Below are 19,856 nucleotides of genomic sequence, written 5' to 3'. Positions count from 1 at the left end.
GCTCGCTTTGGCCTTCAGCCATCAGACCGTCCTCCTGGAAGAGACGGTGGAGCTGCTGCAACCCGGAGCAGGCAAGGTGATCGTCGACGGCACACTGGGCGGTGGTGGCCACACGGAGGCGCTCCTGGCTCGGGGGGCGACCGTGGTGGGCGTGGACCGCGATCCCGTGGCGCTCGAGGCGGCCACCGCGCGGCTGGGTTCCCGGTTCGAGCCGCGCTTCCAGGCACGCGCCGGCAACTTCGGCGAGCTGCCCCGGGTGGCGGTGGACGTGCTCCCGGTGGATGGGGTGTTGGTGGATCTGGGCGTGTCCTCTCCGCAGCTCGACGTGGCCGAGCGTGGCTTCTCCTTCATGAAGGATGGGCCGCTGGACATGCGCATGGGCGCCGAGGGCCGCACCGCCGCGGAGCTGATTGCCGAGGAGGACGAGCGCGAGCTGGCCCGCATCATCTATGAGCTGGGCGAGGAGTCCTTCTCGCGGCCCATCGCCCGCGAGCTCAAGCGCGCCCTGCCCACGCGCACGCTGGAGGCCGCCGAGGTGGTGAAGCGCGCGGTGCCTCGCAAGGCGTGGCCGAAGAAGATCCACGTGGCGACGAAGACGTTCCAGGCCCTGCGCATGGCTGTCAACGGCGAGCTGGAGGCCCTGGACTCGCTGCTCTCCGCGCTGCCCCAGTTGCTCAAAGTCGGTGGGCGAGCGGCCGTCATCTCGTTCCACTCGCTCGAGGACCGCAAGGTGAAGGAGGCGTTCCGCGCGCTGGTGGGCCAGTGCCGCTGCCCGCCGGGCCTGCCGGTCTGCGTCTGTGGCGGCCCGGGCAATTTCGCCCTGCTCACGAAGAAGGCTGTCTCCGCCTCGGAGGAAGAGGTGGAGGCCAACCCCCGCTCTCGCAGCGCGCACCTGCGCGTGGTGGAGAAGATCCGATGAACCCGGTCAATTCGCGCAATGGAGTGTCGGTGGGCCGAGTGCTGCTGCACCTGCTGCCCGCGGTGCTGCTGTCGGCCCTGTTCGTGGCGGTGGGCCTCCTTCACGTCACCAGCCGCGTGTTCGTGGTGGATATGGGCTACCGGCTCTCCAAGGCCGAGGCCGAGGGCCGCACCCTCACGCGCGAGAACGATCGGCTCAAGTTGGAGCTGGCCACGCTCAGGGCCCCGGCGCGGCTGGAGAAGCTGGCCCGTGAGCAGCTGGGCATGATGATGCCTCCAGGCTCGGCGGTGGTGGCGCTGCAGCCGGAGCTGCCCGGCGTGCGCCGCAATGGCAAGGCCGCGGCCCGGACTCCCGCGGGCGTGCGCGTCGCCGAGCGGGAGAGCGCCCGGTGAGGGACCTCAAGGCTTCGCGCGTTCCCGAGAGCAATACCCGGTGGCTGCGGCTTCGGGTGATGCTGCTCGCGGGGCTCTTCTTGAGCCTGCTGTCGCTCGTGTTTGGCCGCGCCGTCTATCTCCAGGTCTACGAGCAGGACAAGCTGCGCGGGCTCGCCCAGGATCAGTACGTCCGGCAGATCGAGATCCCCGCGCGGCGCGGAGACATCTTCGATCGGCGCGGCACCCCGCTGGCGCAGAGCGTGGAGGTGGACTCCATCTGGGTCGATCCCTCCATGATCCCGGAGCTGAAGAAGGGCGCTCGCTCGCTGGCCAAGGCGCTGAAGCTCAATGCCGAGGAGTCCGATGACTTGCAGAACCGCCTGCAGCGGGCCAAGCGCTTCGCGTGGGTGAAGCGCCAGGCGAAGCCTCAGGATGTGGAGGCGGTGAAGGCGCTGGGGCTGCCCGGGTTGGGCTTCACCAAGGAACCCAAGCGCTTCTATCCGCAGCGCGAGCTGGCGGCGCAGGTGGTGGGCGTGGTGGGCACGGACAGGCGCGGCCTGGAGGGACTGGAGCTCGCCTTCGATGACGAGCTGTCGGGGCAGAACTCGCGCCTGTCCGGCTTCCGCGACGCCAAGGGCCGCAAGCTGTTGGTCCAGGGCACGCTGGATCCCATCGAGCGCGAGGGCGCCGCCGTCACCCTGACGCTGGATCGCCACCTCCAGTACGTGGCGGAGAAGGCGCTCTACCGCGCCGTGGAGGAGTCCAAGGCCGTGGCCGGCACGGTGGTGGTGCTGGACCCGAAGACGGGCGAGCTGCTCGCCCTGGCCAACGCGCCGGGCTTCAACCCCAACACGCCCGAGTCGCTGCAGCACGACACCTTGCGCAACCGCGCGGCGCTGGACACCTTCGAGCCGGGCTCGACGATGAAGTCCTTCGTGGTGGCCGCGGCGCTCGAGGAGAAGGCCATCAAGCCGGAGGACGTCTTCTTCTGCGAGAACGGCGCGTGGACGATCGGCCGCTACACCATCAACGACACCCACCCGCACGGCTGGCTGGCCGCCAAGGGCATCCTCCAGCTCTCCTCCAACATCTGCTCGGCCAAGGTGGCCCAGGTGCTGGGGCGCGAGAAGCTGGTGTCCTACTACCACGCGTTCGGTTTCGCCGAGCGCACCGGCCTGTCGCTGCCCGGCGAGGGCAAGGGCGTCATTCCCTTCCCCAAGGCCGAAGTCACCCTGGCCACCCAGGCCTTCGGCCAGGGCATGACGGCCACCGCCGTGCAGGTCGCCGCCGGCTACGGCGCCCTGGCCAATGACGGCGTCCTCATGCGCCCCTATCTCATCTCCAAGGTGGTGGATCCGGACGGCGTCGTCCTCCTGGAGAACCGCCCCACCGAGGTTCGCCGCGTTGTGTCATCCAAGGTCGCTCGCCAGGTCGTCGGCATGCTCGAGAGCGTGGTCACCAAGGAAGGCACTGCTCCCAAGGCCGCCATGGAGGAATACCGTGTGGCCGGAAAGACAGGCACCGCACAGAAGGCGGATCCGGTTGCACGCGGGTACTCAGACAAGCGGATCGCCTCCTTCGTCGGCGTGGTACCGGCCGACAATCCGCGCGCCGTCATACTGGTAGTGGTGGACGAGCCCAAGACGGACGTGTACGGGGGACTTGTGGCTGCCCCCGCCTTCAAGGAAATCGCTACCGCCGCCATGGCCCATCTGGCCGTGCCACCTTCGCGCGCCCTTGCGCCCGAGGTGGCGGTAGCACCGGTCGCGCCCCCGGTGGCGGCAAAAACCCCTCTGACTCCCAAGCCTTCCGCCGCCCGGCCCGTTGTCGCCGAGCAGCAGGAGGCAGGGGAGGGTTCGGTCCGTGTTCCGGACGTGCAGGGGCAGGTCGGGCGCGAGGCCGTGGTGAAACTGCTCGCCGCGGCGCTGGAGCCACAACTGTTGGGCAGTGGACGCGTGGTATCGCAGAGCCCCGCCGCCGGCGCGCTGGTGGATAAGGGGGCACGGGTGACGCTGGAGCTGGCGACGCGGCCTTGAAGCCGCACCAGTCCAGGCCCCGCGATTGCAGTGCTGAAGGGGAAAAGATGAAGCTGACGGATGTCCTCGCAGGGTGTGGAGCCGAGCAGATTTCGGGGGGTCGGTCCTCGGTCGATGTGACGGGGGTGACGCAGGACTCGCGCCGGGTCAAGGCGGGGGACCTCTTTGTGGCCGTGCCCGGGACGAAGGAAGACGGAGCCCAGTACATTGGCGAGGCGGTGTCTCGCGGGGCTGTGGCGGTCGTCTCCGAGAAGCCTGTGGGCTCCTCGCAGGTGCCGTTCTTCAAGGTAAGCAGCGCTCGCAAGGCGCTGGCTCTCATTGCCGCCAATTTCTATGGGCGGCCCGCCCAGCAGCTCACGCTGCTCGGTGTCACCGGGACCAATGGCAAGACGACCACCACCTATCTGCTGGAGGCGATGAGCACCGCGGCGTACTCCTCCACGGGTGTCATCGGCACGCTGGGCTACAAGGTCGCCGGCCGCACGGTGGAGCTGCCGAACACCACTCCGGATGCGCTGGAGTTGCACCGCATCCTCAAGGAGATGGTGGATTCGGGCGTGGAGACGGTGGTCATGGAGGTCTCCAGCCACGCCCTGGTGCAGGAGCGCGTGCACGGGCTGACGTTCAAGGCCGCCGCCTTCACCAACCTGAGCCGCGACCACCTCGACTACCACAAGGACATCGAGGACTACTTCCAGGCCAAGCGGAAGCTGTTCGGTGAGCATCTGTCGCCCACCGGCGTCGCCGTGGTGAACGGGGACGACACGTACGCCTCGCGCATCTACAACGAGCTGCGCGGCCAGAAGCGCATGGCGTGGAAGTTCAGCCGCCTGGGCAACGGGGAGATCTCCGCCACGGACGTCTCGTACTCGCTGCAGGGCATCAAGGCCACGCTGAAGACGCCCGCGGGCGACATCCCCGTGAAGAGCCGCCTGCTCGGGCCCCACAACCTGGAGAACATCCTGGCGGCGGCCGGTGTGGCGCTGGGCGCGGGCATGGCTCGCCGCGACGTGCAGACGGGCATCGAGCGCATGACGAAGGTGCCGGGCCGCATGGAGCGCGTGGAGAACTACATGCCGGGGCCGGCGCCCGCGGTGCTCGTGGATTACGCGCACACGGACGACGCGCTCAAGCGCGCGCTGGAGGCCACGCGCACGCTGGCCAAGGGCCGCGTCATCGTCGTGTTCGGCTGCGGCGGGGACCGCGACAAGGGCAAGCGCCCGCTGATGGGCACCGCGGCCGCCGAGGGCGCGGACCTGGTCGTCGTCACCAGCGACAACCCGCGCACGGAGGATCCGGACGAGATCATCTCCCAGGTGACGCCGGGCCTCGAGAAGGGCGGGCTGCGGCGCATCTCGGCCGGCAAGGCCAAGAGCGGCGAGAAGGGCTACCTGGTGGACGCGGATCGCCGCGCCGCCATCGAGACGGCCATCGGCCTGGCGCAGGCGGATGACGTGGTGCTCGTCGCTGGCAAGGGCCACGAGGCGTACCAGATCATCGGCGGCGAGAAGAAGGCGTTCGATGATCGCGAGGCGTCCACCAAGGCGCTCGCGAGCCGTCCGCAAGGCTGAGTCCGCCGCGAACCCGGAGCCCCCATGGCCGCTCGATTCACCGACGAAGAGGTGGCTAAGGCGACTGGAGCGCAGCGGCGCACCGGGTTCGCTCCGGCGACGTACACGGACGTCTGCACCGACACCCGGGCACTGAAGCCGGGCTGTCTCTTCGTGGCGCTCCAGGGCGAGCGCTTCGACGCGCACACCTTCCTGGCTCAAGCTCGGGCGGGTGGCGCGGCGGCGGCGGTGGTCCGGGATGACCGGACCCTGCCTCCGCTGCCCGGGAGTTTTCCGCTCTACGCGGTGAACGACACGCTGGAGGCGCTGGGCGCGCTGGCCCGGTTCCACCGAAAGCGCTTCCGCATTCCCGTGGCGGCGGTGGGCGGTTCCAACGGGAAGACGACCACCAAGGAGATGGTGGGTGCCATCCTCGCCACGCGCGGCCCGGCGCTGAAGACGGAGGGCAACCTCAACAACGAGATCGGCGTGCCGCTCACGTTGTTCCGTCTGGAGCCGGAGCACGTGGCGGCCGTCATCGAGGTGGGGATGAACCACCCGGGAGAGATCACCCGCCTGGCGCGCATCGTCCAGCCGGACGCGGGGATCATCACCGTGGTGCAGCCCGAGCACCTCGAGGGCCTGGGCAGCATCGAGGGCGTGGCGGAGGCCGAGGGCGAGCTGTTCCGCGAGATGGGCGCCGAGTCCGTGGCGGTGGTGAACCTGGACGACGCGCTCATCCCCGCGCAGGCGGCGCGAGGCAAGGCGCGCAAGCTGACGTTTGGCCGGGCGGAGGCCGCGGACGTGCGGCTGGCCCAGGTGAAGACGCTGGGGCGCGAGGGGCTCGAGGCCACGGTGCGCTACCAGGGCAAGGACTGGCCCGTGCGGCTGCACTTCATCGGCGAGCACAACGCGCTGAACGCCACGGGCGCCTTCGCGGTGGGGCTCGCGCTGGGCTACTCGCCCGAGGAGTGCACGCGGGGCCTGGAGTCGGCGCGGCCGTACGCGCGGCGCCTCAACGTGGTGGACGGGCTCGGCGGCATCACGGTGATCGACGACTGCTACAACGCCAACCCGGCTTCCATGGACGCGGCGTTGGATACGCTGCGCACGCTGGTGCCCTCGGGCGGGCGCGCAGTGGCGGTGCTGGGAGACATGCTGGAGCTGGGCCCCGGCGAGATGGAGGAGCACCAGGCCCTCGGCTCGCGCGTGGTGGGCAAGGCGCAGGTGGTGGCCTTCTTCGGCCCGCGCTCGGAGAAGGGCTTCAAGGCCGCTTCGAGCCTGGGGGATTCCACGGCCCACTTCTCCGAGGTGGACCCGCTGGTGGCCTGGCTGAAGCCTCGGCTGAAGGCGGGAGACGTGGTCCTGGTGAAGGGCAGCCGCGGCATGCGGCTGGAACGGGTGGTGGCGGCCCTCACGGGCGCCGCGGCACCCGGAGGTGCGCACTAGTGCTGTTCCTGCTTTACGAGTGGCTCAAGGACACGGGAGCAGGCCGGTTCCTCAACTTCCTGCGCTACCCCACGTTCCGCATCATCGCGGCGGGGGTGTTCGCGCTGCTGTTGGGGATGCTCGTCGGCCCCAAGCTCATCGCCCGGCTGCGGCTGAAGCAGCACGGCCAGAGCAACGTCCGCGAGGACACGCCAGACTCCCACCAGAAGAAGAAGGGCACGCCCACCATGGGCGGCCAGCTCATCCTCCTGTGCATCGGCGCGGCCACGCTGCTGTTCGCTGACCTCAAGAGCCGCGCGGTGTGGGTGATGCTGCTGCTCACCTTCGGCTATGGCTTCATCGGGTTCCTGGATGACTGGCTCAAGCTGTCCAAGCGCAACTCCAAGGGGCTGGCCGGGCGCAAGAAGATGGTGCTGCAGACCTTCTTCTATCTGGTCGCCATCTTCGGGCTCATGTGCACGTGGACGAAGGCGGATGGCTCGTTCGGGCCCACGCTGCTCATCAGCTCCAAGCTGACGCTGCCGTTCATTCCGTCGCACTGGTTCAGCCCTGACCTGGGCTGGTTCTACGTGTTCTTCGGCTGGATCGTCGTCGTGGGCACCTCCAACGCGGTGAACCTCACGGACGGCCTGGATGGTCTGGCCATCGTCCCCACCATCGTCGCGGCCACCACGTTCGCCATCCTCTGCTACGTGGCGGGCACCACGCTGAACATCGCGGACTCGGCGACGGTGAACGGGGTGACGCGCACCGTGGCCACTCCGCTCTACCAGTACCTGGGCATCCTCCAGGTGCCGGGCGGCGCGGAGCTGTCCGTGTTCTGCGCCAGCATCGTGGGCGCGGGCATCGCCTTCCTCTGGTTCAACACCTACCCGGCGTCCGTGTTCATGGGCGACGTGGGCTCGCTGGCGCTGGGCGGCGCGCTGGGCGGGCTGGCGGTGCTGTCCAAGAACGAAGTCGTCTCCGCCATCATCCACGGGGTCTTCTTCGCCGAGATTCTCAGCGTGATGATCCAGGTCATCTCCTTCAAGACGACGGGCAAGCGCGTCTTCAAGATGGCCCCTGTCCATCACCACTTCGAGCTCAAGGGGCTTGCCGAGCCGAAGATCATCGTCCGCTTCTGGATCGTCGCCATCCTCTGTGGCGGCGTGGCGCTGCTGTCCCTGAAGCTGCGCTAGGAGTCGCATCCCATGCCATCCGCGCTGTCCGGTCAAAAGGTACTGGTGTTCGGGTTGGCGAAGAGTGGACTGGCCGCCATCCGGCTGCTGCTCGCGCAGGGGGCCCAGGTGACGGCGCTCGATGCGCGCGACGAGGCGGCGCTGGGCGATGTGGCCCGCGAGCTGAAGTCGCAGGGCGTGACGCTAGTGACGGGGTCCGCGCCGCCGGGCCTGTTCGAGGAGCAGGCGCTCGTGGTGGTGAGCCCGGGCGTGCCGCTGGTGCTGCCGGAGCTGCAGGAGGCGCGCAAGGTGGGCGTGCCCATCTGGGGCGAGATCGAGCTGGCCTGGCGCTCGCTGTCCTCCGTGCCCCTCTTCGGCATTACCGGCACCAACGGCAAGAGCACCACCACGGCGCTCACCGGCGAGCTCTTCAAGCGGGGCGGAGGCCGCACCTTCGTGGGTGGCAACCTGGGCCTGCCGCTGGCCGAGGCCGCACTGAAGCCCCAGGACTGGGACTCGCTGGTGGTGGAACTCTCCAGCTTCCAGCTCGAAGGCATCCTCCAGATGAAGGCCAAGGGCGCCGTCATCCTCAACCTCACCCCGGACCACCTGGACCGGTACCCGACCCACGATGCCTACGGTGAGGCCAAGGCGCGCATTTTCCTCAACCAGGGCCTCGGGGACTTCGCGGTGCTGAACGCGGAGGACGCGCACGTGATGCGGTTGGGCAACCACGCGAACGTGCCGGCCTATGGCTTCAGCGTCTCGGGACAGGTGGCGCCGGGCGGGCCGCAGTTGAAGGGGCTCGCGGTGGCTCGGCCGGGCGGTTTTCGCCTGGACTTCCTCAACGAGGACTACACGCTGACGAACCGCGCGCTGCGTGGGGCGCACAATGCGCAGAACGCCATGGCGGCCACGCTGCTGGCGCGGCTGGGCGGCGTGTCTCGCGAGGCGGTGCAGGCGGGGCTCGACAGCTACCCGGGCCTGCCCCACCGCCTGGAGAGCGTGCGAGTGCTGGATGGAGTGGAGTGGGTGAACGACTCCAAGGCCACCAACGTGGACTCGGTGCTCGTGGCGCTGAGGGCCTTCGCGGGCAACCTTCTGCTCATCGCGGGCGGGAAGGGGAAGGGCGCGCCGTACCAGCCCATGGTGGACGAGGGCCGAGGCAAGGTGAAGGCCGTGCTCACCATCGGCCAGGACGCGGAGAAGCTCGCCGCCGCGTACGAGGGGCAGGCGGCGGTGCATCCGTGCGGTACGCTCGATGCGGCCGTGAGGAAGGCACGCGAGCTGGCGAAGGCTGGAGACACCGTGCTGCTGTCTCCCGCCTGCGCGTCGTACGATCAGTTCAAGAACTTCGAGGACCGCGGCGACACGTTCAAGCGGCTCGTGCAGGCGCTCTGAGGTACAGGCCATGAAGACACCGTCCGCGCCCGCTGTGCGGTTCGATCCCATCCTTCTGTGTGCCGTGCTGGCGCTCGTGTCGCTGGGGCTGGTGATGGTCTACTCGGCCAGCGCCATCCTCGCGCAGGACAAGCTGGGCGACAGCCTGTACTTCCTCAAGCGCCAGCTCATGGCCGCCGGCATGGGCGTGGTGGCCATGGCCGTGGCCATGAAGGTGGGTTGGCGCCGGCTGGCGCGCCTGGCCTGGCCGCTGCTCATCGTCACCCTGGTGCTGTTGGTGGCCGTGCTGATTCCGGGCATTGGCACCACGGCGGGTGGCGCTCGGCGGTGGATTCGTTTCCCAGGATTCGGTCTGCAGCCGGCCGAGGTCGCCAAGTTCGCGTGGGTGGTCTACCTGTCCTACTCGTTGGCCAAGAAGCGCGAGAAGGTGGCCACCTTCTCCGTGGGCTTCCTCCCGCACCTCATCCTGTGCGGCGTCCTGGTGCTTCTTTGTATGCGCCAGCCCGACTTCGGCAGCTCGGTGTTGCTCGTCTTCCTCCTCTTCGTCCTGCTGTTCGCCGCTGGCACGAAGCTGAGCTACCTGGTGGGCTCGGTGCTGCTGGCGCTGCCCCTGGCGTACGTGGCCATCGCCTCGAGCCCCTACCGCATGAAGCGCGTGCTGGCCTTCCTGGATCCCTGGGCCCACCGGCATGACGTGGGCTACCAGGTGGCCGAGTCCCTCATGTCCATCGGCTCGGGAGGGCTCACAGGCCTGGGCCTGGGCGACGGGCGGCAGAAGCTCTTCTTCCTCCCCGAGGCCCACACGGACTTCATCTTCGCCATCATCGGCGAGGAATTGGGGCTCATCGGCGTGACGCTGCTGGTGGCGCTGTATGCCGTGGTCATCTGGCGAGGCATCCGCATCGCGTTGGCGTCTCCGGAGCCGTTCGGCACGTACCTGGGATTGGGGATCACCTCGATTGTCGCCTTCCAGGCAGCGGTGAACATGTGCGTGGCCATGGGGCTGCTGCCGACGAAGGGACTGACTCTACCGTTCGTGTCTTATGGAGGTACGTCGTTGCTGGTCTTGATGGGTGCGGCGGGGGTGCTGCTGTCGCTGAGTACAGCGTCGCAAGGAGCGAGCCGGCCGGCGCGCGCGGGCGCGGAGATGCGGGAGGTGACGGCGTGAAGGTCCTCATCGCGGGTGGCGGAACGGGCGGTCACCTCTTCCCGGGCATTGCCCTGGCGGAGGAGGTGGTCACGCGCCACCACAAGAATGAGGTGGTCTTCGTCGGCACCGAGAAGGGGCTCGAGGCCCGCAAGGTGCCCGAGGCCGGCTTTCCGCTGGAGTTCATCCGCGCGCAGGGGCTCAAGGGCAAGGGCCTGTGGCAGTTCCTCAAGGGGCTGCTGGCGCTGCCGCTGGCTTTCATCGAGTCCTTTCGCATCCTCGCGCGCCACAAGCCAGATGTGGTGGTGGGCGTGGGAGGGTACGCCAGCGGGCCAGTGGTGATGGCCGCATGGTTGATGGGCATTCCCACCGCGGTGCAGGAGCAGAACGCGCTGCCGGGCTTCACCAACAAGACGCTCGGGAAGTTCGTGAAGGTGGTCTTCACCGCCTTCGAGGGAGCCAAGCGCTTCTTCCCCGAGGACAAGGTGCACCTGGTGGGCAACCCCATCCGCCGCAAGCTGATGGACAACTACCTGCGCTCGCACGTGGCGCACGAGCTCTTCGCTGTCTTCGTCTTCGGCGGCAGCCTGGGCGCCAAGGGCATCAACCAGCGGGTGGTGGAGGCGCTGGACCACCTGGGGGATCTGAAGGACCAGATCCACTTCCTGCACCAGACGGGGAAGAACGACCTGGAGATGGTGCGAAAGGCCTATGCGGACAAGGGCTTCCAGGCCGATGTGCGCGAGTTCATCGACGACATGTCCAGCGCCTACGCCAGGGCGGATCTGGTGGTGTGCCGGGCGGGCGCCACCACGCTGGCGGAGCTCACGGTGTGCAAGAAGCCCAGCATCCTCATTCCCTTCCCATACGCCACGGACAACCACCAGGAAGTGAACGCCAACGCGATGGTGGAGACGGGCGCGGCGATCATGTTCCGTGAGTCCGAGCTCACCGGACAGAAGCTCGCCGAGCAGATCCGCGCCCTGAAGCTGGATCCGGCGCGCCTCAAGCAGATGGAGAAGAAGGCGGGCCTGCTGGGCCGCCCCGAGGCCGCCAAGGAGCTGGCGGACGTGTGCGTGGAGCTGATGGTGGCGGCGTACGGGCCCAACGGCCGCGAGCGTCCGGCCAAGGATGAGGCACCCAAGGCCTCTCCTCCAGGAGCGAGCAAGTCATGACGAAGTCCGGCGGCAAGCCTCAGAGCCTCTTCAAGACGCGGCATGCGGCGCAGGTGCACTTCGTGGGCATCGGCGGCATCGGCATGAGCGGCATCGCCGAGGTGCTCCTCAACCTGGGCTACCGGGTGTCGGGCTCGGACTTGAAGGGCAGTGACATCACCCGCCGCCTGGCCAGCATGGGCGCCACCATCTACGAGGGCCACAAGGCGCAGAACCTGGTGCAGGCCGATGTGGTCGTCATCTCCTCCGCGGTGAAGAAGGACAACCCGGAGGTCGTCACCGCGCGCCAGCGGAAGATCCCCGTCATTCCCCGCGCGGAGATGCTCGCCGAGCTGATGCGGTTGAAGTACGCGGTGGCGGTGGCCGGCAGCCACGGGAAGACGACCACCACCTCCATGGTGGCCACGGTGCTCTCGGCGGCGGGGTTGGATCCGACGGCGGTGGTGGGTGGCAAGGTGAACGTGCTCGACTCCAACGCCAAGCTCGGCAAGAGCGAGCTCATGGTGGTCGAGGCCGACGAGAGTGACGGCAGCTTCCTCAAGCTGCACCCGGCTATCACCGTGGTGACGAACATCGATCCCGAGCACATGGATCACTACGGGACTCTCGATGCGCTGAAGACGGCCTTCGTGGAGTTCTGCAACCGCGTGCCGTTCTACGGGCTGAACGTCCTGTGCCTGGACCACCCCAACGTGCAGGCGCTGCTGCCGAGGATCGAGAAGCGCGTTGTCACCTACGGCAGCTCGCACATGGCGGACTATCGGCTGGAGGGCGTGACGCTGGACGGCTTCACCACGCGCTTCAACGCCTTCCGGCGCGACGAGCCGCTCGGGGAGTTCCGCGTGCGCATGGTGGGGGCGCACAATGCGCTCAACGCGCTGGCCGTGATTGCCGTGGCCGAGGAGATGGAGATTCCCCTCGACACCGTGCGCGGGGCGCTGGCCGAGTTCGGCGGCGTGCAGCGGCGCTTCACGGTGCGCGGCGAGGCGCACGGCATCACCGTGGTGGACGACTACGGGCATCACCCCACCGAAGTCATGGCCACGCTGGCGGGGGCTCGGCGGGCGTTTGGCCGGCGCCTGGTGGTGGCCTTCCAGCCACACCGGTACACGCGCACGCACGATCTGATGAAGGAGTTCGCGACATCCTTCAACGACGCGGACGTGGTCTTCGTCTCCAGTGTCTACGCGGCCGGCGAGGAGCCCATTCCTGGAGCCACGGGGGATGCGCTGGTGGAGGCCATCCGCGCCCACGGCCACCGTGACGTGACGTACGTGGAGAAGCGCGTGGATCTGCCTGCCGCTATTGCGCCTCGCCTGCGCGAAGGGGACATCGTCCTCACGCTCGGCGCCGGAGACATCACCCAGGTGGGACCGGACCTGCTGGGGCAACTGGGCAAGACCGGGGTCTCCAAGGGCGGGTGAGCATGACGGCGCGTATCGCATCCTCTCTCCCGGAGCGGGTGACGCTCCTGGGAGGTTGTGAGGTGAAGGCGGGCGAACCGCTCGCGCCCCTCACGAGTGTCCGGGTGGGTGGTCCGGCGGAGGCTCTCGTGCGTCCGCGCAGCCCGGAGGCGCTCGTGGCGCTGCTGCGGCTGGCCCGGGAGGAGGGCGCTCCCGTCACCATCATTGGAGGCGGTGCCAACACGCTCGTGGGCGATGGAGGCGTGAAGGGTGTCACCCTCCGGCTGCCGGGAGACCTGTTCCCCGAGGTGGCTGACGTGACCGCGGAGGAAGGGCTCCTCACGCTGGGCGCGGGTGCGGCCATCGTCCGGCTCATCAACCAGATGCGCTCCAATGGGCTCGTGGGCGCGGAGTTCCTCGCGGGCATCCCCGGCACTCTCGGCGGTGCAGTGTCCATGAACGCCGGCACCAAGAATGGCGAGTGCTTCCGCGTCGTCGAGGCGGTGGAGGTCGCCACCGTGGACGGGGTGGGGTGGCTCACGAAGGCGCAGATTCCCCATGCCTACCGGCACTCGGAGTTGCCTCCAGGCTCCGTGGTGACACGGGTGCGCTTCCGGCTGCCCAAGGGAGACCTCGTGGCCTCCAAGGCGGCGATGGACAAGGACTTGGGCTACCGCAAGAGCACCCAGCCGCTCAGCCAGCCGAACTTTGGCAGCGTCTTCACCAACCCGCCGGGAGACTTCGCTGGCCGGCTCATCGAATTGGTGAAGCTCAAGGGCCACACCCTCGGCCGCGCGCAGGTGTCCACGCTGCACGCCAACTGGATCGTCAACCTGGGCGGCGCTGCTGCCCGCGACGTCCTCGGGCTCATCACGCTGATGCAGGAGCGGGTGAAGGCCGAGACGGGCGTCGAACTCAAACCCGAAGTCAAACGCGTAGGGGAGTTCCTTTCATGAGCGTCCTGTCCAAGTCCGATCTGAAGAACAAGCGCATCGGCGTGCTCATGGGTGGCCTGTCGGCGGAGCGCGACGTGTCACTGCGCACCGGAGCCGCGGTGTCCAAGGCGCTGCGCTCCCTGGGCTATGACGTGGTGGACGTTGACGTGGGCAAGGACGTCGCTGCGCGTCTCGTGGCGGAGAAGGTGGACGTGGCGTGGATCGCCCTCCACGGCCGCTACGGCGAGGACGGCTCCATCCAGGGTCTGCTCGAGTCCCTCTTCATCCCTTACACCGGCAGCGGCGTGCTCGCCTCGGCGCTGGGCATGGAGAAGGTCTACGCCAAGCAGGTCTTCACCCACCACGGCATCCCCACGCCTCCTTATAAGGTGTTCTCCGATGCTCAGACGGCTCGGGCGGCTGTGGACTCTCTGCCGTTCCCGTTCCCCGTGGTGGTGAAGCCCAGCCGCGAGGGCAGCAGCGTGGGCGTGCACGTCTGCAAGACGAAGGAGGCGTACCTGGCTGCCGTGGAGGATGCGTCCAAGTATGCGGGCTTCCTCCTGGTGGAGCAGTTCATCAAGGGGCGCGAGGTGCAGGGTGCGGTGCTGGACAACGAGGCGCTTGGCGTCATCGAGGTGGTACCCGCCCGCGAGTTCTACGATGCCGAGGCCAAGTACAAGGCCGGCAGCGGCACCCAGTACCGCTTCCCCGCGCCGCTGCCTCCGGACCAGTACGCCCGGGTGAACGAGGTGTGCCTCGCCGTCCACAAGGCGCTGGGGTGCTCGGGGGCGTCGCGCTCGGACGTCATCGCCATCGAGTCTGGCGAGGTGTTTGTGCTGGAGATCAACACTTTGCCGGGTATGACCGAGACCAGCCTGCTGCCGAAGATCGCCGCTGGGCGAGGGATTGATTTTCCTGCCCTGTGCGAGCGGATTCTGTTGAGCGCTTCGCTCAAGGCCTGAGGGCGTGCGCCTCCAACGGCGAGGTCCTGACTGACATGCGAGCCCGCGGGCGGCGGCCATGAACCGAACTGGTATGACAGGCATACCACTTGGCTTGGACCGCGCCCGGAGGGTGGCTCCTCAAAGCAGGTCAAGGTGCATGCCGGTGCCCGGGCTGGAATGAGAGCCCGTGGGCGGCGGCCGTGAACCGAACTGGTATGGCAGGCATACAGGTTGGCTCAGAGCGCGCCCGGAGAGTACCTCCTTCTTCGTAAGCGAGCCCTCGGGCGAGGATTCGGCAAGCAGACTTCCGAGGCGCCTCTCCGGCAGGCTCTGACCGGAAGACGATCAGCTGGCGCCAACGGATGCTGCTGCCTGCGACTCAGGAAGAGGGGGCACGTTGGTGGGCTTGCCATGTGCATCGAGCGCGACGAGCACGAAGCGCCCTCTCGTCGCGAGCTGCCGGTCCCCCGTGAGCAGATCCTCCGCGAAGAGGTCCACCTCCACGGTCATCGAGCTGCGTCCCGTAGCGACGATGCGGGTCACCAGCTCCACGAGTTGTCCCTGGCGAACGGGGACGTGGAAGTCGACGCGCTCACTGCTCGCGGTGACGACCGTGCGTCGTGCGTAGCGGGATGCTCCAATGAAGGCGGCCTTGTCTATGAGGGCCAGGGCCTGGCCTCCGAACAGGGTGCCGTAGTGGTTGGTCACGTGGGTGCGGTCTTCTAAGTGGGACTTCGCGTCCAGGCCACGTCGGGGCTGTCGCGAGGGATGAGCTGGAGTGAGGAGGGCTCCGCTCCCACCAGCAAGCGCCGCTCGTCCCAGCTCCACACTCCGCTGGTGTGCAAGGGCGCCGGCCCTCCGAAGGTTGGAAGCTCCGTCCAGGGCAGGTCGGCGAGCAGGGCACCATGGTGTCGCAGAACCGCGGCCAGCTCATCCAGGGAGCTGATGACGCCCTTCTTGGAACGTCCTGTGCGTCCCGTGAGGCGGTAGCTCCAGACGGATGGGGAGGTTTCCGTGTCGAGGAAGATGCGCAGCGCGTCTCCGAGCGCACGCTCTCTCATGTGCCACGCTCCACGGTCATGGCGAGCCCCTGGCCGACGCCGACACACAAGGTCGCCAGCCCTCGGCGCGCGCCCTGGTGCTTCATCGCGTGCACCAGCGTGGTGAGGATGCGGGCACCGCTCGAACCCAGCGGATGACCCAGGGCAATGCCGCCTCCGTGGACGTTGACGCGCTCCAGGGGCAGCTCCAGGTCCCGGAGACAGGCTAGCGCCTGCGCGGAGAACGCCTCGTTCAGCTCCACGAGCTCCACCGAGTCCAGATTCCAGCCCGCGCGTGCCAGCGCCTTGCGCGACGCGGGCACCGGGCCCACTCCCATGTAGCGAGGGTCCACGCCCACGCTCGCGCTGCTCACGTAGCGAGCCAGCGGCGTGGCCCCGGATGCGCGCAGTGCCTGCTCGCTCATCAGCAGCAGAGCGGAAGCGCCGTCGTTGAGGGTCGAGGAGTTGCCGGCCGTCACGCTCCCTCCCAGGCGGAAGGCGGGCTTCAGGGAGGACAGCCGCTCGAGTGACGTGTCCGCGCGAGGCCCTTCATCAGCTTCTACGCGCACGGTGGCGCCCTTGGGTTGCGGGGCGTCCACCGCGACGAGCTCGTTCGCGAAGAGCCCCGCTGCCTGGGCTGCCACTGCCTTGCGGTGCGAGGCGAGCGCGAAGCTGTCTTGCGCCTCACGCGAGATGCTCCACTTCTTGGCCACGTTCTCCGCCGTTTCGCCCATCTGCTCCAGAGGGAAGAGGGCCGCGAGGCGGGGATTGGGATAGCGCCAGCCCAGCGCCGTATCCCATGCCTCCCACTTGCCGGAGGGGAAGCCGTCGTCGGGCTTGGGCATGGACCAGGGCGCGCGGGTCATTGACTCCACGCCGCCCGCGAGGACGATGTCCGCCTCGCCCACTTGGATCATCCGGCAGCCCTGGATGACGGCCTCCATGCCGCTGGCGCACAGCCGGTTGACGGTGACGCCGGGCACGGTGTCCGGCAGCCCGGCGAGCAGCAGCGCCATGCGCGCCACGTTGCGGTTGTCCTCGCCGGCCTGGTTGGCGCAGCCGACGAACACCTCGTCCACCCGAGCACCCTCCAGCGAGTTCCGTTGGAGCAGGGCGCGCAGGACGTGCGCGGCCAGGTCATCCGGCCGGATACTCTTCAGTGCACCCCGGAACCTGCCAATGGGGGTACGGACCGCGTCGACGATGAAGGCCTGGGCCATGGGGGCTCCGTGAGTGTTTCGCTAGAGGTAGAGGCGCTTCGGATCGAGCTTCTCGCGCAGCAGGCTCAACACGGAGGCATCCGGTTCCGCCGCTGTTCGCACCGTCTCGGCCACCCGCAGGGGCCAGCCGCACGCCGCGCGCACCTGTTCGGGAGTGACACCGGGATACACCTCGGTGAGCACCGCCTCCCCCGTCGAGTCGAAGTCGAGCACGCCCAGATCGGTGATGATGCGCGCGGGGCCACCGCCCGGCATGCCCAGCTCCTCGCGGCGCTTCCCATTCACTCGGTGTCCCGGGCTGGTGACGAAGTCGCACGTCTCCACGAAAGTGCGTCGGCTCATGCGCATGACGATGAGCAGACGCCGCGCGTGGACGGCGATCTCGCACGCGCCGCCGCTGCCGGGCAGCCGCACCTTGGGGTTGGCGTAGTCGCCGATGACGGTGGTGTTGATGTTCCCCCAGCGATCCACCTGCGCGCCGCCGAGGAAGCCCACCTCGATGAGCCCGCGCTGGAGCATGCACTGGAAGATGTCCGCCTGGCCCACCACCGCCAGCGAGTCCGTCACCAGCGACGGATCGCCGATGGACACCGGCAGTCGCTCGGGAATGGCTCCCACGGCGCCGGACTCGTAGATCATGAACAGGTCCGGCGCGTGAGTCTCCCGCGCGAGGTTGCAGGCGAGGTTGGGAAGGCCGATGCCCACGAAGACGACGTCCGCGTCCCTCAGTTCCAGGGAGGCGCGGTAGGCCATCCTCTCCGAGGCGGTGGGCCCCACTGACTCAGTAGCCATAGTCCACCCCCTCGCAGACGCGTGACTTCGCGCGCAGCTTGTCGATCAGTCCGCTCTCCAGCCGTTTCAGGTAGCCCTGTCGATCTTTCACTCCGTAGACGAACTCCTCCATCCACGCGTGGTACGTCTCTGACTGGCGGGAGATGTCCTCCCACTTCACGTAGAAGTCGTTGTCCCGGTCATGGAAGCCCTGGACATAGCTGGGGTGGCAGCCCCAGGGCTCGTGCACCACGTGGCTGACGATGATGCCGGGCACCAGCGTGCGGTTGGGGTCCTTGCGGATGAGCTCGGTGGAGACAATCTCCTCGGCGACGACGATGACCCTGCGCGCCGCGAAGGCCGCCTCCTTCTGAGAGCCGAGCAGGCCCCACACCTGCGCGTTGCCCTCCCGGTCCGCGCGCTGGCAGTGGATGATGGCCACGTCCGGATGGAGCGCCGGAACGGTCGCCAGCTCCCGGCCTGTGTACGGGCACTGCACCGTCTTGATGGAGGGATTGACGCGGGCGATGTCTCCGCCGTGGTAGTTGCTCAGCGGCCAGAAGGGCAGACCGGCGCTGCCCGCGAGCAGCCGCGACAGCAGCCCGAAGTGGGAATACTCCTCCAACTCCAGCCGCTCGGGGGAAGAGGCCTCGCTGCGTCGGCGCAGGGCGTGGAGGCTGCCCACGCCGGGATTGCCCGCCCAGCTGAAGACGAGCTTGCGCACCGAGCCGGCCTCGATGAGCTGGTCGTAGACGAGGTCCGGCGTGAGGCGGATGGCCGTCAGGTCCCGTATCCCCTGGCGGATGATCTCATGGCCGGCCGCGAAGCAGATCAGGTGCGTAAAGCCTTCAATCACCAGCGAGCTGCCGTGCTTCACGGAAGCGGCAATGGCTTCCTTCATCGAGCAGAGCTTGTTCATATCAGGGGCCTCTCGGGCCTCAGAGCTTCACCCCGGCCACGGCGGCCTGGGGGAGCGCAGGAGTCAGGGGGAGCGGGAGTTCGCTCAGGCACTCCTCGAGGACGCGCAGCATGACGCCCACCTCGTGCCGTCCCACCACCAGCGGAGGAGCGAAGCGGATGGTGGACTTGCCACACGACAGCAGCAGCAGCCCCTTGCGGAAGGCGAGCTGTTCCAGCGCGGCCACGTAGGCGCCAGCCGGTTCGCGAGTCGCCGGGTTCACGAACTCGGCGCCCACCATCAGGCCTACGCCCCGGACGTCCCCGATGACGGGGAAGCGAGCCTGGAGTTCCCGCAGCCCGCGCTGGAGCACCTCTCCAGCCGCGCGCACTCCATCGAGCAGGCCCTCCACCACGTCCAGAGTGGCGATCGCCGCCGCGCAGCACACGGGGTTACCGCCATAGGTGCTGCCGTGAGAGCCGCGAGGCCACGTCATCACCGACTCCCGGGCGATGATGGCGCCCAGCGGCATGCCCGAGGCGATTCCCTTGGCCGACAGCAGGATGTCCGGCATCACCCCGAAGTGCTCGGCCGCGAACATCTTCCCCGTGCGGCCGATGCCCGACTGCACCTCGTCGAAGACGAGCAGGATCCCATGGGCGTCGCAGATGCGGCGAAGCTGCTGGAGGAAGCTCGCGGGCGGGACGACATAGCCGCCCTCACCCAGGATGGGCTCCACGAAGATGGCGGCGACCTCGCGCGGGTCGACGTGATTGACGAACCACTCCCGCTCCAGCGCCAGGGCCGGGTTGCACGCCTCGCCGCACGCGTAGGGAGCACACCCGTTGGGGCAGCGGTACGGATTCGCGTAGGGGAGGTGGATGACGCCAGGCAGCAGCGGCCCGAAGAAGGCGCGCTGGGTGACCTTGGAGGAGTTGAGCGAGAGGGCGCCGTAGGTGCGGCCGTGGAAGCCTCCCTTGAATGCCATCACATACTGACGGCGGGTGTGGTGCCGCGCCAGCTTGAGCGCGCCCTCCACGGCTTCGGTCCCGGAATTGGTCAGGAAGACGCGCTTGGGTCCCATCTCCGGCAGGTAGCCCGCGAGTCGCGCACAGAGCTGAGAGAACGCGTCGTAATAGAAGTCGGTGCCACAGATGTGCAGGAAGCGGCTCGAGGCCTCGTGGATGGCCTTCACGATCGTGGGGTGCGCGTGGCCGGTGGAGGCCACGGCAATGCCGGCCATGAAGTCGAGGAAGCGGTTGCCATCGACGTCGTAGACCCAGGGCCCCTCGCCGCGTTCGACGACCAGGGGATACTCCTTGATGTACGAGGGAGAGCTGTAGCGCTGATCCATCGCGATGATGGCCCGCGCGTTCGGCCCCGGAGGGGCCACCTTCACTTCGGGTTGGAGCGTGCTCATGTCGGTTTCCTCGCGCG

18 protein-coding genes are annotated in these 19,856 nt (G+C 68.3%); 12 read left to right on the top strand and 6 right to left on the bottom strand.

Translation table 11 applies throughout. The features are described 5' to 3' along the window. Positions 1-7 precede the first annotated feature (7 nt). From rsmH to KY501_RS22070, 12 genes are read left to right on the top strand one after another with little or no spacing between them, the layout of a single operon-like run. Positions 8-919, top strand: a complete 912-nt coding sequence (gene rsmH, locus KY501_RS22125) for a 16S rRNA (cytosine(1402)-N(4))-methyltransferase RsmH (protein ID WP_224365223.1) — start codon at positions 8-10, stop codon at positions 917-919. Beyond that, positions 916-1,311 (top strand): cell division protein FtsL, encoded by a 396-nt coding sequence (locus tag KY501_RS22120; protein WP_224365222.1) that lies wholly within the window; start codon positions 916-918, stop codon positions 1,309-1,311. Before rsmH ends, KY501_RS22120 begins: the two co-directional genes overlap by 4 nt. After that, positions 1,308-3,329: a PASTA domain-containing penicillin-binding protein gene (locus KY501_RS22115; RefSeq protein ID WP_224365221.1), complete on the top strand. Its 2,022-nt coding sequence runs from the start codon at positions 1,308-1,310 to the stop codon at positions 3,327-3,329. The genes KY501_RS22120 and KY501_RS22115 overlap by 4 nt, the downstream gene beginning before the upstream one ends. Positions 3,330-3,376: 47 nt before the next feature. Then, positions 3,377-4,900, top strand: a complete 1,524-nt coding sequence (locus KY501_RS22110; RefSeq protein WP_224365220.1) for a UDP-N-acetylmuramoyl-L-alanyl-D-glutamate--2,6-diaminopimelate ligase — start codon at positions 3,377-3,379, stop codon at positions 4,898-4,900. A 24-nt stretch (positions 4,901-4,924) separates the two neighbouring features. Next, entirely contained in the window at positions 4,925-6,328 is a 1,404-nt protein-coding gene (locus KY501_RS22105; RefSeq protein ID WP_224365219.1) for a UDP-N-acetylmuramoyl-tripeptide--D-alanyl-D-alanine ligase, read from the top strand. Further along, positions 6,328-7,506 (top strand): phospho-N-acetylmuramoyl-pentapeptide-transferase, encoded by a 1,179-nt coding sequence (gene mraY, locus KY501_RS22100; RefSeq protein WP_224365218.1) that lies wholly within the window; start codon positions 6,328-6,330, stop codon positions 7,504-7,506. Before KY501_RS22105 ends, mraY begins: the two co-directional genes overlap by 1 nt. Positions 7,507-7,518: 12 nt before the next feature. Then, the gene (gene murD / locus KY501_RS22095; RefSeq protein WP_224365217.1) at positions 7,519-8,886 is read left to right on the top strand and encodes a UDP-N-acetylmuramoyl-L-alanine--D-glutamate ligase; all 1,368 of its coding nucleotides are present in this window, start codon (positions 7,519-7,521) and stop codon (positions 8,884-8,886) included. A 10-nt stretch (positions 8,887-8,896) separates the two neighbouring features. Next, positions 8,897-10,054 (top strand): putative lipid II flippase FtsW, encoded by a 1,158-nt coding sequence (gene ftsW / locus KY501_RS22090; protein WP_224365216.1) that lies wholly within the window; start codon positions 8,897-8,899, stop codon positions 10,052-10,054. After that, positions 10,051-11,208, top strand: a complete 1,158-nt coding sequence (murG, locus tag KY501_RS22085; protein WP_224365215.1) for an undecaprenyldiphospho-muramoylpentapeptide beta-N-acetylglucosaminyltransferase — start codon at positions 10,051-10,053, stop codon at positions 11,206-11,208. Before ftsW ends, murG begins: the two co-directional genes overlap by 4 nt. Further along, positions 11,205-12,632 (top strand): UDP-N-acetylmuramate--L-alanine ligase, encoded by a 1,428-nt coding sequence (gene murC, locus KY501_RS22080; protein ID WP_224365214.1) that lies wholly within the window; start codon positions 11,205-11,207, stop codon positions 12,630-12,632. Before murG ends, murC begins: the two co-directional genes overlap by 4 nt. 2 nt (positions 12,633-12,634) lie before the next feature. Next, complete coding sequence (gene murB, locus KY501_RS22075) at positions 12,635-13,567, top strand: UDP-N-acetylmuramate dehydrogenase (protein WP_224365213.1); 933 nt, start codon at positions 12,635-12,637, stop codon at positions 13,565-13,567. Continuing rightward, positions 13,564-14,508 (top strand): D-alanine--D-alanine ligase, encoded by a 945-nt coding sequence (locus KY501_RS22070; RefSeq protein ID WP_224365212.1) that lies wholly within the window; start codon positions 13,564-13,566, stop codon positions 14,506-14,508. Before murB ends, KY501_RS22070 begins: the two co-directional genes overlap by 4 nt. A 327-nt stretch (positions 14,509-14,835) precedes the next feature. Here KY501_RS22070 and KY501_RS22065 read toward each other — a convergent pair whose 3' ends face one another. The 6 genes from KY501_RS22065 to KY501_RS22040 are packed head-to-tail and all read right to left on the bottom strand — an operon-like array spanning position 14,836 to position 19,839. After that, entirely contained in the window at positions 14,836-15,198 is a 363-nt protein-coding gene (locus KY501_RS22065; RefSeq protein WP_224365211.1) for an acyl-CoA thioesterase, read from the bottom strand. 14 nt (positions 15,199-15,212) lie between these two features. Beyond that, complete coding sequence (locus tag KY501_RS22060; RefSeq protein WP_224365210.1) at positions 15,213-15,551, bottom strand: hypothetical protein; 339 nt, start codon at positions 15,549-15,551, stop codon at positions 15,213-15,215. Then, positions 15,548-16,750 (bottom strand): thiolase family protein, encoded by a 1,203-nt coding sequence (locus tag KY501_RS22055; protein ID WP_224365209.1) that lies wholly within the window; start codon positions 16,748-16,750, stop codon positions 15,548-15,550. Before KY501_RS22055 ends, KY501_RS22060 begins: the two co-directional genes overlap by 4 nt. 21 nt (positions 16,751-16,771) lie before the next feature. After that, complete coding sequence (locus tag KY501_RS22050; RefSeq protein WP_224365208.1) at positions 16,772-17,542, bottom strand: CoA-transferase subunit beta; 771 nt, start codon at positions 17,540-17,542, stop codon at positions 16,772-16,774. Further along, positions 17,532-18,440, bottom strand: coding sequence for a CoA transferase subunit A (locus KY501_RS22045; protein ID WP_224365207.1), 909 nt, complete (start codon positions 18,438-18,440; stop codon positions 17,532-17,534). The genes KY501_RS22050 and KY501_RS22045 overlap by 11 nt, the downstream gene beginning before the upstream one ends. A gap of 19 nt (positions 18,441-18,459) precedes the next feature. Beyond that, on the bottom strand, positions 18,460-19,839 hold the full coding sequence (locus KY501_RS22040; RefSeq protein ID WP_224365206.1) for an acetyl ornithine aminotransferase family protein: 1,380 nt from the start codon (positions 19,837-19,839) through the stop codon (positions 18,460-18,462). Between the last annotated feature and the right edge of the window lie 17 nt (positions 19,840-19,856).

It is taken from the genome of Hyalangium versicolor (genome assembly GCF_020103695.1).
GTDB classification, from domain to species: Bacteria; Myxococcota; Myxococcia; order Myxococcales; family Myxococcaceae; genus Hyalangium; species Hyalangium versicolor.
This window is presented reverse-complemented; position numbering and strand designations above follow the sequence as displayed.